The organism is Mesorhizobium sp. WSM4820 (assembly GCF_055811075.1).
The window spans coordinates 144,541-158,788 of the sequence record NZ_JBVVQN010000013.1 but is presented as its reverse complement, the minus strand read 5'-3'; the positions used below and the strand labels follow the sequence as shown (position 1 = coordinate 158,788).

At 61.9% G+C, this 14,248-nt stretch carries 6 protein-coding genes and 2 pseudogenes; 5 read left to right on the top strand and 3 right to left on the bottom strand.

The window, feature by feature from the left end; translation table 11 throughout:
* Positions 1-390: 390 nt before the first annotated feature.
* Positions 391-924, top strand: a pseudogene (locus tag AC0L2R_RS21510) (GNAT family N-acetyltransferase).
* Here the strand turns inward: AC0L2R_RS21510 and AC0L2R_RS21505 are convergent.
* Positions 921-2,765, bottom strand: coding sequence for a CHASE2 domain-containing protein (locus AC0L2R_RS21505; protein ID WP_473511404.1), 1,845 nt, complete (start codon positions 2,763-2,765; stop codon positions 921-923). The pseudogene AC0L2R_RS21510 and the gene AC0L2R_RS21505 sit on opposite strands and share 4 nt — an antisense overlap.
* Entirely contained in the window at positions 2,765-6,415 is a 3,651-nt protein-coding gene (locus AC0L2R_RS21500; RefSeq protein WP_473511402.1) for a FecR domain-containing protein, read from the bottom strand. The genes AC0L2R_RS21505 and AC0L2R_RS21500 overlap by 1 nt, the downstream gene beginning before the upstream one ends.
* On the opposite strand from AC0L2R_RS21500, the gene AC0L2R_RS21495 reads away from it, so the two are divergent.
* Entirely contained in the window at positions 6,309-6,686 is a 378-nt protein-coding gene (locus AC0L2R_RS21495; RefSeq protein ID WP_473511477.1) for a hypothetical protein, read from the top strand. The two genes, AC0L2R_RS21500 and AC0L2R_RS21495, sit on opposite strands and share 107 nt — an antisense overlap.
* Positions 6,687-6,797: 111 nt before the next feature.
* Here the strand turns inward: AC0L2R_RS21495 and AC0L2R_RS21490 are convergent.
* A pseudogene (locus AC0L2R_RS21490) lies at positions 6,798-7,253 on the bottom strand (adenylate/guanylate cyclase domain-containing protein); the annotation flags it as partial.
* A gap of 508 nt (positions 7,254-7,761) precedes the next feature.
* On the opposite strand from AC0L2R_RS21490, the gene AC0L2R_RS21485 reads away from it, so the two are divergent.
* From AC0L2R_RS21485 to AC0L2R_RS21475, 3 genes are all read left to right on the top strand, one after another.
* Positions 7,762-11,160: an AAA family ATPase gene (locus tag AC0L2R_RS21485; RefSeq protein ID WP_473511400.1), complete on the top strand. Its 3,399-nt coding sequence runs from the start codon at positions 7,762-7,764 to the stop codon at positions 11,158-11,160.
* Between the two features lie 448 nt (positions 11,161-11,608).
* The gene (locus tag AC0L2R_RS21480; protein WP_473511398.1) at positions 11,609-12,145 is read left to right on the top strand and encodes a FecR domain-containing protein; all 537 of its coding nucleotides are present in this window, start codon (positions 11,609-11,611) and stop codon (positions 12,143-12,145) included.
* A 5-nt stretch (positions 12,146-12,150) separates the two neighbouring features.
* Positions 12,151-14,040: a CHASE2 domain-containing protein gene (locus AC0L2R_RS21475; protein WP_473511397.1), complete on the top strand. Its 1,890-nt coding sequence runs from the start codon at positions 12,151-12,153 to the stop codon at positions 14,038-14,040.
* The last annotated feature ends 208 nt before the right edge of the window (positions 14,041-14,248 follow it).

Below are 14,248 nucleotides of genomic sequence, written 5' to 3'. Positions count from 1 at the left end.
GAAGGGCATTAAACACATCGAGGGATGCAGTGTTGAGTGGTTCTGCGTCGTTAGGGAACGGCAAAGGTCGACCCGTTCCAGTCGTCCAGATTCGCTCGCGCTACGGAATAAGTTCACCCTTTCGAGACCTTCCGGAGTCGAATTCTCGTCTTGGAAGCCGACATTGGCCGGAACCAGCATTCGTGACCCTAGTCGGGCATTCCCGGCTCAAATTTGCTCCCGGAAAGCGGACTTTCACCGGAACCAGCGGATTTGACCCTATCCGGTCATTCCGGCGGCGAAACAGCGTCTTGATAGCCGACATTCCGCGAACCAGCGATCATGACCCAAAACCTCCATCTGATCGCGTCATCGAAGGTGCTAGCGCTGCGTTCCCAGAGGGAGCGCAGCATGCCGAATCATCCTGCTATCGACATCCCGGTCATTGAGACGCCGCGCGCCATATTGCGCGGGCACCGGCTTGGCGATTTCGACGATTATGCTGCCATGTGGTCCGATCCGGCCGTGATTCGCTTCATCGGCGGAGAGCCGCGACTTCGCGAAGATTTTCTGCGCCATGGCGGCATGTGGGCCATGCTGGGCTTCGGCTTCTGGGCGGTCGAGGAAAAAACCACCGGCCGCTTCATCGGCGAGGCCGGTTTTCACGATCTGAAACGCGACATGAAGCCGTCCATCGAAGGCGTGCCGGAAGCGGGCTGGGGCTGATCGCGGCCAGGCATGGCCAGGGGTTCGCGACCGAGATCGTCAAGGCGGTGCATGGCTGGGGCGACGCCCCGTTCAAGGAGCGAAGACGGTGTGCATCGTCGATCCGGACAATACCGGCTCCGTAACGTCGCCCTGAAATGCGGTTATCGCGAGATAACCAGAACGAGCTACAACGGGTCGCCGACAATCCTGTTCGAACGCGAACGGACAACCGCCTAACTTGCGGCTGTCGAAACCGATGCGCTTACCGCCGCGGGGGCATAGACCATGGTAGACTCGCCGCGCCCCTTTACGGTGATCTCGCGCAGCGGGGTCAGCGGAATCCTGTGTGACACCAGTTCGGCGGTCGCCCGGCCGATCACCAGCGGAACGCCGAGATCCTTCGAGGCGCCCTCCAGCCGCGATGCCAGATTGACCGCGTCGCCGAGCGCCGAATAGTCGAAGCGCTGCTCCGATCCGACATTGCCGACGACGCATTGCCCGGTGTTGACGCCGATGCCGATGCGCAGCGCAATCGGCGTTTCGCCGCGCGTTTCGGCCTCCGCCTGCAATTGCGCGTTCAGCCGATCTAGCGCGGCGAGCATTTCGAGGCTGGCCTCCACCGCATGGATGGCGTGGTCTGGATCGTCCAGCGGCGCGTTCCAGAACGCCATCAGGCAGTCCCCGATATATTTGTCGATGGTGCCGCCATGCGCCATCACGACGTCGGAAAGCGGCGTCAGCAGCCGGTTGATCAGCGTTGTCAGCCGCTCGGGATCGCCCCTCATCGCCTCCGCGATGGTGGTGAAGCCGCGAATGTCGCAAAAGAGTATGGTCAGCGTGCGGACCTCGCCGCCAAGGCGAAGCTGCGTCGGGTCGCGCGCCAGGCGTTCCACCAGGGCCGGCGACAGATATTGCGAGAAGGCGCGCGTTATGCCGCGCCTAAGCTTCCGCTCCGCCGCGAAATCGCGCGCCGCCTGCGCGCTTGCGACAAGAGTAAAGGCAAGCGCTGGCGCCAGCGGCGCGACGAAGACACGGCCGTAGCGCAGCGCCATATAGCTGCCGGCGAGGAGCGCCAGCACGGCAACCACAGCGCCGGCCAGGGTCTTCCATCCGGTCGACTTCCAGACGGCAAGAACGCCAATGCCCGCGCCAAGCAGGATCGAGAGAATTGCCGCCCATGCCGGGGGGCGCGCGATGAACAGCTGATGCGCCAGATTGTCGAAGACCGTCGCCTGGATCTCGACGCCGGAAACGAGCCTGCCGGTGCGGATGGTGAACGGCGAGGCGTGGATGTCGGCGCCGCCTTGCGACAGCGTCGGCGCGTTCTGCAGGCTGAGCCCGACCATGACGATGCGGCCGCGGAAAAAATTCTCCGGCAGGAAACTGTCGGGATCGAGCGCCTGATAGTAGGAGACGGTCGGATATGTGCGAGACGGGCCGAAGGCCTGCAGCAGCGCGTTTCGCGGTACAGTGGCCGGCCGGCCGGCGGCGTTCAGAAGCTCTGCCGCAAAGCCGTCGGCATAGCCCGGGACGCGCCGCAGGATGCCGTCGCCGTCGGGCGCGATTGAGGCGATGCCGGTTGCGGCGCCCGTCGCGGTGAAAATGGCCAGCGGCTCGACCCGGACATGCTGGGCGGCCTGCTCGGTCTCGATGAACGTCTCGTCGCCGGCCAGAACCACGTCCGGGCCAAGGCTCTTGACCAACGCTTCGTCCGCGGCCGGCGTCGACGGCTCGGCAAAGATGATGTCGAGCCCGACGGCTTTCGCTCCAGCGCGGCGCAGAGCCTCGACGAGCCGCCCGTGAAGATCGCGCGGCCATGGCCATTGCAGGCCGATCTCGGCAAGCGAGGGCTCGTCGATGGCGACAATGACCGGCCCGTCATCGGGCGGGGGCGGCGGCGAAATGGTCGAGAGATAATCGAAAGCGCGCGCCTCGACGAGCTTCCATGGCGTGAGCAGGGACAGACTAGCAACCAGCAGCACGGCGAGGACCGCGATCGCAAGAATGCCGTTGCGGCGGGAGGGGGTTCCGGGCGCGGAAGCGCCAAGGCCCTTCCACCACGGCCCGCCTGCAAACATCAGAACCGGACCTTCAGCGAACCGACGATGCTGCGGCCCCAGCCGGGGGTGAACGATGCGACCTGAAAATCCTCGTCGAACAGATTGTACGCGGCAATTTCGAGTTCAAATCGTTTGTCGAAAGGTTCCCAGGTCAGGAAGGCATCCGTCGACCAGTAGGATTCGAGCTCAGTCCCCGCCGCATCGCCGGTGCGTGAGCCGACATAGGTTCCGGCCAGCGTGACCTTGATGTTGGACGGGTGAACCCAGGTCAGGCCAAACCGCGCGGACGTTTCGGGGACAAAGGGCAGCGGGCCCCCGAAGCTTGGACTTGTCGGATCTTCGTTCTCTGAATCGGCGTAGGCAAAGGTCGCGAACGCGCCGAAGCCGTTGCCGATCCAGACGTTGGTCGTGGCGCTGATCCGGTCGAACCGGCCCTCGCTGAGATCGATTGTGGTGGCGGAAGCCGGAACGCCGATCGAAAGTTTCTCGAATTCCTGATGCTGGTAATCGACGGCCGTAAAAAGGCGGCTGTTCCACTCGGCGTCCCAGCGCGCGGCAAACGTGTCCGAAAAGCCGTCGACAGCTAGAGAATTCTGATTGGATTGCAGGCCGAGTATTCCGACCGGCGCCAAGGTCGCCGACGTTATGAATGAGCCTTCGCGCAGGAACCCGGCTCGTAGGTAGTGGCCTTCGAAAGGCGTCCAGGCGACACCGAGGCGAGGCTCCAGGCGTTGTTCATCAATCGTGCCACCGTCAAGATAAGTGCCGAATAGGGCTCCCTCCACTTTGAGATTGGGGTTGAACTCGTAGACGGCGTCGAAATAGACGCGCCCAATGGCGACATCGACTGCCGTAGTGGATTCGGATATGATTGTGTCCGGGATAAAAGGAAACACGAAAGAAAACGTTTCGTCTTTTGAGACTTCCAATAGTCCGCCCTCACCACCGTATCGGAGAGTCAAGTCACCGGTTCCGTAGATGTGATTGAATGCGGCGAGATAGGATTGCTGGCGGGTCTCACTCTCCAGAATGAATCCTGTTTCCCCGAAGCCGATTTCCTCCAAGCGGGTTCTGTTGCTTCGATCCGTAATGTCGGTCGCAAACAGCGCCGCGCTGGCAACGTTCTGGTAACCAAATGTATGGCTCCAGGCGACCCCGGCGTTGCCGGTTCGGGTGTCGCCGGTGTCGGCATACCTTCCTCCTAGCGGCAGAACGGTAGGGTCCAGCACTGTGCTTAGGTCGAACTCGAAATCCTTGACATCGATATACGCCACCACCCGGTCATTCGGCGTCGGCTTCATGGCCATGTAGCCTGTGCCGGTGATCGACCGGTCCTCGAGATCGAACTGGCCGGTCGCTGGATCGTCGCCGCGACGCGTGTCGGTCTCCAAACCGTAGATCCTGCCGTAGAAGCTCCAGGGAAAGGGAGCTGCTTGATACCCTTGGGTTTCGATTTCGCTGTTCCAACCCAGATCGCCGTCATCGGCGACAAAACCCCCGCCGACGGTGGTTTCGATGAAAGGTCGCCGGAGAATGTTGGCGCTCCTCTGGCGGCCGGCCAGCATTTGCGGGTCGAGCATCAAGCCTTGGAAAAACGATGAGAAGCTGGTTGTATTAGTGCCCGATTCCGTCGGCACGTCGCCGAAACGCAGATTGTTGACGAAGGGATTTATGCTACCGGCAAGCGCCTGGTCGACATAGCCGGAGCCGGTGAAGGGATCGAAAACCGCGTCGCCGTAGTAGCGGCCCCAGGCGTTGAGATTGAGTAGCCGGAACGCGTCGTTCAACGTCGAGCCGGTGTCGCGATTGGCGCTGAGCGCGGCATAGTCGCCGCCGCGCGCTCTGGTGCGCTTCAGCGCTTCCTGTGCGCTGGCGATCGCCTTGTCGGCTTCGTACTCGTCGATTGCAACCGCCGTGCGGAAGGATGAAATCACCGGATCGTTCGGATCAAGGCGATCGGCGTTTTCGATAGCCTGTTCGGCGGGTTCCAGCTCGCCGGCTTCGTAATAGGCGACGGCAAGCAGCAGCAATCCATTGGAATAGGCCGGATTAGCGGTCGTGCCGGCGAGCAGGTCGTCACGCGCTTTGTCCAGTTCGCCGGTCTGCAGATAGTAGCGGCCGCGCGCAACCAGCCCGATGTCGAACGCCGGATCGACTGCGAGCGCCGTGTCGATTTCGGCCTTCGCTTCGGCCGTGCGGTCCTGCTCGAGATAGATGATGGCGAGGTTGGCGTGGGGGACAGGATCTTTCGGGTCGAGTTCGATAGCGCGCTTTAGCGCCGCCTCCGCCTCGCGAGTGGCGCCGCGCGCGCTCTGAACGAGGCCGAGAGCGTTCCAGCTCGCCGAGCCGGGCGCCAGCTCCACCGCGCGCTCGAGGTCGGCAAGCGCGCCTTCAAGATCGCTCTTGATTCCGGCCCGATAACCGGCGCGTGCTTGGAGCGCGATCATATTATCCGGGTCGAGCGACAAAGCGCGATCGATTGCCGCTTCCACCTGTTCGCGGTCGTCGAGCAGGAACGCAATTTGTGCCCTGAGGGCGGGCAGCGTCGGATCACCGGGATAGCGCCGTTCGGCTCTTTCGAGAACGGCAATTGCGGCTTTGAGGTCGACCAGAAATCCGGCCGTCAGAGCCTCGGCGATGGCCGCGGCGACGCCGGCATCCGCATGAACCGGCGGAGCTTCGACATGGCTGGGGTCAGCCAGCGAGCGCGCATAGTAGCCGCCATAGCGCGCCATGACACGCCGGCTGGGATCGAGATGCGGCGCCGCGCGTTCGAACAGATGCGCCGCCTCGGCATAGCGCTGTTCGGCGCCGGCGATCAACGCGTCGATCAGATCGAGCCGGGCTTCCTGCGCGCGCGCCAGCGGGAATTGTCGCGCCTGCCTGGCCGCGTCGCGCGCCGCTTCCCGCCCTTCAAAGTCAATATTAACCTCGGCCAATGTCACCCAGTCCTCGGCGGATCGGGACGACGGCTCCAGCGCCTTTATCCTCGCGCGCGCCTTGCGCATGTCCAGGCTCGACAATGCCGATGCTGGCAGGACGGTGAAAGCGTCGCGCAAGGAGTAGTAGAACAGCATCTGCTCGCGGTCGTCCGAATCGACGATGACGACCTTCGTCGGCGCCGAGCCGATGGTGGCCGCCGCGGCTTCGCCTTCGGCGACGCTGACCGAGCCGAATTCGTTGGCGAGTTCTACCGTGCCTTCCAGCACGATCAGCGAGGTGCGGCCGTTGCCGTCGACGGTCATCGTCCAGTCGGTGCCGCGGATGGCGGCGGCGGCGGCGGGCGTGTCGATGGTCAGCCCTTCGCCGCCGCGCTCTGCTCGCGCCCAGATGGTGCCGCTCTCCAGCTTGAACTCAGTGTCGGACGCCGCGCCGATCTTTTTGACCAGGAGCGTCGTATTGCGGCCAAGCCGCATCTGGGTGCGGTCGGCAAACAGCACTGCTAGGCTGCCGGTGGCGTTGGTGCGCAGATAGTCGCCGGGGACGACGTCCTGCCTGAGATCGACCACCTGCCAAGAGGCGAATTCTAGGAAGCGCACTTCCTCGCCCGATTTGCGGGCAATGACCGACCCGGCCGCCGGCTGGTTGCGCGGCACAACATCGGCCGCCGCCGGCTGGATGCCGACGAGCGCCGTCAACAACAGCGAAAAACTTACCGGCCCCCGCATCGCAGTTCTGAAGCGCCCCCTCTTCGAACGGCTTTATGACGGTTCATTCATCGAACTGTCAAATACTCCGTTGCAGCAGATCGCCGAATACGGCAAACGTTGCTGCCCGGACACACAGCATAGGAAAACAGGCGAAAAAAAGAATGGCTGCTTCAACGCTGCTTCAACGAAAGAAAAGCTGGCGGTTGTTGGCAGCCAGGAGATCGGCTCGGCGAGGGGAAAAGATTACCTTGATCATCTTAGCCCGCAGTTATGGTCCGTACAGAAATGATCAAATCGATTAGGTTCATTAGGTGGCCGAATCCCGTCAAGGAACTGAAGCAGTTATTGCCATACGAGCCCTTAGTAGCCCCGTTCAAGGTTTACGAGATTGGTGATGTCATTGCCCAACTTGATCTGCTCGCACAGAGCTGTTGCCCAGATGGTCACGCACTGTGCCCGACACCGCTATGCCACCGGCCGGGGCGACGCTCTCAAGTCTAGCCGCAATATTCACTCCGTCTCCGAAGATGTCCTCGCCCTCGACGATGACATCGCCCAGGTTGACCCCGATCCGCAGTCGGATCGCGCAGTCCTCTGGCAAGTCGGCGTTGCGCGCCTCCAGCCGCCGCTGGATGTCGACCGCACAGGCAACGGCGTTAACAACGCTGGGGAACTCAGCCAGAACCCCATCGCCGGTCGCCTTGAAAATCCTCCGCATGTGTTCGGCGATCTTTGGATCGACCAGCTCGGCCCGCAGCGCTCTCAGCGTAGTCAGCGTGCCCATCTCGTCATGGCCCATGAGCCGGCTGTAACCGACCACATCGGCAGCGAGTATGGCCGCCAAACGGCGCTGCACGGCGCTCTCGACCACGCTCGGACTCCTCCCACGTGTGACGGCTCCGCTTTGGAGCCCAGTAACTACACAATACCAGCGCCTTATGTCAGGGCAATCGGGCGCTCGGACATGACCCCTCCCATCGGCAGAGCCATTAGAAACTACGACACGTTCGGGCGGAATGACAGCTTTGGGTCATGGGCGTGATTCAGCCGGGGCGAACGAGCTTCCGCTTAGGGTCGGTTTCGGACGACAAGCGAAGGTCCGCTCCTGAAAAGCGACGGGAATGTCTGGAAATGGCGCGTCCGGCTGGTTCAAACACCAGAGCCGCAGAACGCCCGAAATGAGCGTCGAACGACTGGCTGGGATGGAAGGCAGTCGTTCTCCCGGATAATTGAACGGCAAAAAGTGTGCCATTTTGCGGACCTTGAATCCTTTCGGATGTGCCTTTTCCGTGCACCTTCGCGGTGATTGTGCGGTAGAATGTCGAGCCTTGCGCTCCGGATAACCGGAGCGCCGGAGGAGTCCAATGGACGTCGGCACCTGGCTGCGCGATTTGGGGCTCGCGCAGTACGAACAGGAGTTTCGCGCCAACGACATCGATGCCGAGGTTCTCGCCGACCTCACGGCAGAGGATCTCATCGCGCTAGGCATCACCTCGGTCGGCCACCGCCGTAGATTGCTTGCGGCAATCGCCGCCCTCCGCGACGGCGCGGGTTCTGCGCCCGCCCGTTCTTCGCAAGCCTTCGCTGCGGTCGACGTCACGACCCTGGCAGCTCCAGACGCCGAGCGCCGCCAGCTGACAGTGATGTTTGTCGACCTGGTCGACTCGACCGCGCTCGCGTCAAGGCTCGATCCCGAGGAGGTGAGTGAACTTTTGCGGGCCTATCAGAGCGCCGTGGCCGCCGCAATTGCGCGCTACGAAGGGCACATTGCCAAATATATGGGCGACGGCGTGCTGGCCTATTTCGGTTATCCGCGAGCCCATGAAGACGAGGCGGAACGCGCAGTGCGGGCTGGCCTCGCCGCGGTCGAAGCCATTCACAGCCTTAAGCCAAAATACGACCTGTCGTTGGAGGTCCGCGTCGGCATCGCAACAGGCGGCGTGGTGGTAGGAGAGCTTATCGGAGCCGGGGAGGCGCAGGAGAGGTCTGTCGTCGGCCAGACACCCAACCTGGCAGCACGGCTGCAGTCGCTGGCTGAGCCGAATAGCGTGGTGATCAGCCGGAACACGCGCCGCCTGGTCGGTGGTCTGTTCGACCTTGCCGACCTCGGCTCTCAGCATATCAAAGGCTTCGCCCAGCCAGTGCGTGCTTGGCGAGTGATCGGCGAAAGCCAAGCAGAGAGCCGCTTCGAGGCGCTGCACCCAGCCGCGCTCACACCGCTCGTTGGCCGCGAGGAGGAGCTGGCTCTGCTGCAGCGGCGATGGGACGAGACGCGAGATGGCGAAGGGCAGGTTGTCTTGCTCTCAGGGGAACCGGGAATTGGCAAATCGCGCCTTACGCGCGCTCTACAGCAAAGATCGGACGAGAGCACCTACACGCGCATTATCCACTTCTGCTCGCCTTACCACGTGCACAGTGCGCTGCACCCGATCATCGATCATCTGCAGCGCGCCGCCAGATTCGATCGGGATGACAATGACGAACGGAAACTCGCAAAACTCGAGGAACTGCTCGCGCTTTCGACGCAGAACGTCACAGAAGTGATGCCTATCTTTGCGGCGCTCCTGTCGATTCCATCCGGCGGGCGCTATCCGCAACTACAACTCGCGCCAGAAGAGCTGATGTCAAAAACGCTCGACGCGCTGGCCGATCAGGTCGAGGGTTTGGCGCGGCGGCGACCGGTGCTGGAGCTATTTGAGGACGTGCACTGGATCGACCCGACATCGTTTGAGCTACTGGAGCGGCTCATCGAGCGTGTGCGTAGTCTACCGGTTCTACTGGTGATCACGTTCCGGCCCGAATTCAAACACTCCTGGAGCGGTCACCCGCATGTCACGTCTCTCACGCTGAACCGCCTCAGCCGCAAATCGGGTTGCGCGATGATCGATCGGCTGACTGCCGGCAAGACATTGCCGACGGAGGTGCTGCAGCAGGTCGTGGCAAAGACGGATGGGGTGCCTCTGTTCATCGAGGAGCTAACCAAAAATGTCCTCGAATCCGGGCTGCTGCGCGAAGAGAGTGGAAGCTATGTGTTGGCTGGCCCCCTGCCGCCCTTGGCAATCCCAGCAACCCTTCAAGACTCGCTGACCGCACGTCTCGATCGCTTGATGCCGGTCAAGGAGGTGGCGCAGATCGGCGCGGCCATTGGGCGGGAGTTTTCCTACGAGCTGCTCGCCCTGGTCACTCCACTTCGCGAGAGCGAGCTCCATGGAGCACTGGCGCGGCTTGAGGAATCGCAACTGGTTTATCGGCGCGGCACGCCACCGCAAGCCATTTTTGCGTTCAAGCATGCCCTGGTTCAGGAGGCCGCATATGAAAGTCTGCTCCGCAGTAAACGGCAACAAATACACGCAGCCCTCGCGCAAGCCATAGAGGAGCACTTCCCTGAGAAGGGCACCGCCCAGCCGGAGGTGCTCGCCCACCACTACAGTGAGGCTGGCCTCGCAGAGAAGGCAGTCGGCTACTGGTTGAAAGCCGGGCAGCAGGCGGCGGAACTCTCCGCCAATGCGGAGGCAATCGGCCATCTGATGAACGGTCTGGAAGCTCTGAAATCAATTCCCGAAACGCGTCGGCGCGATGAACTTGAGCTGGACCTTCAGACTGCTCTCGGCATGCCGCTCATGGCCACAAAGGGTTACGGAGCTCCGGAGACCGGCGCCGCCCACGCGAGAGCGCAGGAGCTTTGCGAGCGGCTGGGCCGTAGCCAGCAGCAGCATTTTCCGATCCTCTACGGTCAATGGGCCTATCGCGCAGCCGGCGGCGAGTGGTCGAAGGGGCGCCAACTCGCAGAGGACTTTCTGGGTCGCGCCGAACTCCACGCCGACCGGGCCATGAAGCTCGTCGGACACAGGATTCTCGGATTTTCGCTTGCGCATATTGGAGATTTGCTGGCTGGTCGAGAGCAAATCGAGCAGGCACTTGCGCTTTACGATCCGGGACAGCACCGATCTCTCGCCTTCCGCTTCGGGCAGGATCAGAGGGCAGCTGGTCTCGCCATCTTGTCCATGATCTTGTGGCTGAGCGGCTTTCCAGAAAGAGCATCGGAAACGATGGACCGCGCGACTAAGGCGCTTGAAGAGCTCAATCACTTTAACAGCCGAGGCTACGTGCTTGCCTGGGGGGCTGCGACACTGGCTCATCTCAGTCGAGATGCTGCGGCCGTTCGACTGCACGCGGACGCGGTGATATCCCTATCCGAGGAGCACGGGCTACGTTTGTGGCTGGCCCACGGAAAGATCTTCCGGGGTTGGGCATCGGGTGCACAGGGATCGCCATCGGAGAGCGTTCCACAAATCCTTGAGGGCATGGCGGAGTGCCGAGCGGCGCGACATCGAATGCGCGCGCCATATCACCTGAGTCTTTTTGCTGAGACCCTACACCGCTCGGGCAAAACGGATGAAGCGCTACGTGCGCTCGCCGAGGCCGTTATGTTGGTGGCGGAGACCGAGGAACGCTGGTGTGAGGCGGAACTGCATCGGCTAACCGGTGAGATGCTGCTATCGCTCACTACCCCCAACGCATCCAAGGCTGAGGCATGTTACCGTTCGGCGATCGCGGTCGCCCAAGCCCAAGGCGCGAAGATGCTCGAGCTGCGGGCTGCGGCAAGCCTCGCCCGCCTCTGGCGGGACCACGGCAAGTGCGCGGAAGCCTATGAGCTTCTTGCACCGGTTTATGGCTGGTTCAGCGAGGGCTTGGGCACTTCGGATCTCAATGAAGCGCGGTTGTTACTCGCGACAGTTGCGGGCGAAAATCCATCCGCTTAGGGCCAAAGGCTGCGGTGTGTTAGCTACCGGGTCGAACCGGATACCGTCGAAGTGTCCGCTCTAGGTCAACTTGCGGCGTTGAGCGTCAGACGCTGAAAGACAGGAACGGGTCGAATTCTGCGGTTGAGCGAAGGTCCGGCAATGGAGAAGCCCGCCGAATGTCCGGATGTGGCGCGACCTGCTCGTTCTGGCAGATGAGCCGAACAGCAGCGTCGCCGCGTGACGTTCGCGACATTCGCAGCGCGGCCGCCTCAAACGGCTTGATGTCGCCTTATTTGGCGTTGGAGCAAGCTATCGTGCTAAGATCGCTGGTCGGCACCGTGCTACCTCTAAAGGCAACGCGGCTGCAAGTGCCGGTTCGTACGCATGAGTATACTGCCAAGCTGACCGCAGAAGACAATGCATAGATTTTCTTGCCGCAGATTCTCGCAAAAGCAAGGAGACGTTCATGAGCGCAAGTGGCCGATATCTCCGGAGCCTGATGGCCTGCATGCTTGCCTGTGTCTTCTGGGTGGATACCGCTTCAGCGCAGTCGAATAACGCCGGCTGTACGTTCCGACAGGTAGCAGGGACGTCCCGACAAATTCTGAGATGCCGGCAAGGCCTTACCATCATTGCGGAAGATGGCGCTCGTTTTGCACTGGTGGACCGTGATCGAAATGGCAGTGCCGATGCGGTCAGATTACGGCGCAAGGCGCTGTTGCTCGATGCTCCAGCCGGCAGGGTCCGGGGTGGCTTCGCTGTCGTCACCCCGCAGGCGATCGCCGCGGTGCGAGGTACAAAATGGGCAGTTGACGTTGCCCGAGGCAAGACGTCTGTCTTCGTCGTCAAAGGTCGCGTCGCCGTGCAAAGGCCGGCGTCCAATGCTGGCGTAGTCCTCGGGCCGGGTGAAGGCGTCGATGTGGAAGCCGGAACAGGCACACTGACAGTCAAGCGCTGGCCCGCCGCACGTGTTTCGGCATTGATGGCGCGTTTCGGTCAGTAAGCTAAATGAGCGGGCGAGCGCTTCAGACGCTGATCGCGCTCGTCCTGGCGGGTCTTTGGGGGGCCGGGCTTGGCTTTGCGCACTGGCGCGGCAACATGTGGGGCCTCGATCGCGTCGAAGCAACGATGACGGATCTTCGAACGCTTGTTCGGGGAACCACAAAGCCGCCGGAGCTGATTACCATTGTCGCAATAGACGACGAAGCGGTCCGAAACGAGGGCCGCTATCCGCTCAGCCGCGCCACGCTTGCCCGGATTGTCGACACGATAGCTCGCTTTGGGCCGAAAGCCATTGCGGTCGACCTGCTGCTGGTCGATCCCGGGACAAAAGATGATGATGAGGCGCTCGCGCGTTCGCTGCGTGGAACTTCAAGCGTAATCGCTGCTGCAGCGGTCTACTCGGGAGGTAAACAATCGATTGCAGTCGAGGGCGATGGCCCTCTCGCCCGAGTGCCGAATGCCAAGCAGTTTTTGTGGCCCCTCAAAGCGTTCTCGGATATCGCCGCTGTCGGCGTCGTGAACGTGGTTACCGACTGGACGGGAACGCCTCGGTTCGTCCCGCTGCTGTTTCGGGCCGGAGATCGGACGGAAGCGTCTTTCTCCCTGCGCGTTGCCGCCATGGCGGTGGGAGAGGATCCGGGAATAGCGCCCGACTATCTATCTCTGGGCCGACAGCGGATTCGGACGGACATTGGTCACATACTCCCTCTGACATTCTATGGCCCCCGCGGCACGATCCGCACGATCAGCGCCACGACGGTGCTGGGCGGCCAAGTCGATGGCGGCATTATTCGGGATCGAATTGTTGTGATCGGAGCAACTGCAACCGGCGCCGGCGATGTTTTCCCGACACCGTTTGATCCCGTGCTCCCAGGCGTCGAGGTCATGTCGACGGCCATTGCCCATCTGATGACCGGCGACGGCATAGTGCGAGATCAGTACGTTCGCCTTGCAGATGCCGGCTTTGCGGTGGTGCTGCCGGTGGTTCTTGTGGGGCTGTTGGCATGGCGTCGCAATGCCATCGGCCTTGCAGCGATCGTCGGCGTGGTTGTGATCTGGTTCGTGGTCAATATGACCGCATTCTCACACCATATCTGGCTGAGCGCGGCGTTGCCGATGGCCGCCGCCGTTCCACCGGCTATTTTGTTCGGGGCCGCGCAGCTTTGGTTGGGCCGGAACCAGGCCCAGTATTTCGCCACGCAGAGCGAATTGCTTCAACGAGTTCAGGCCCCGGGCTTTGAGGCGTGGCTCGCGAAGCATGGCGACTTTCTCCTGGAACCTCTCCGGAGGGACGCCGCCATCTTATTCATTGACCTGTCCGGTTTCACCGGACTGAGCGAAACATTGGGGCCGAACGCCACACGCGAACTTTTGAACACGTTCCATGCGTTGGTGGACGAAGAGGTGACAAGCTGCGGTGGCGTTGTCACGAATTTCATGGGTGACGGAGCCATGATCCTGTTCGGGCTACCGGAAGCAGCGACAGATGATGCCTTCAATGCTGCCCGCTGCTGCGCAGCGCTCGCCAGCCGTACCAACAACTGGCTCGTCTCGTTGCCCGCATCAACTGCATCCAGGCTCGGCTTCAAGATCGGAGCGCATTACGGAACAATCGTTGCGTCGAGACTCGGTGGCAAAGGCCGTCAGCACATCGCGACTACGGGTGATACGGTTAACGTCGCCAGTCGCTTGATGGAGATCGCGGCCGGCCAAAATGCCGAAGTCGCAGTGAGCGACGAAATCCTGCAAGTCGCCGGCCGCGACTGCGAGTTGTTCAAATCTGGTGCTCTAAGAGGACCTGTGGAAGCACAGGTCCGCGGGCGTTCAGGCTCGCTCGCAATCTGGCTGTGGCAGAGTTCGCAGACGCTGCAGGATACCAGGCCCCGTGAACAATGATGGTACCGGAATGTCTGAATGGCGACCGTTTGGCCGCGACATTTCGAATCCTGCCTGAGGCCTCGGCCAACCCGAACGGGAGATTCTGAATAAATCCGCAATGATGGAAGGCAGCTTCGGGTCATGGGCGTGAATTCGGCCGGGGGCGAACGAGCTTCCGCTTAAGGTCGTATCAGGCTGTAGCGCGAACGGCAGGTTTGGAGAAACG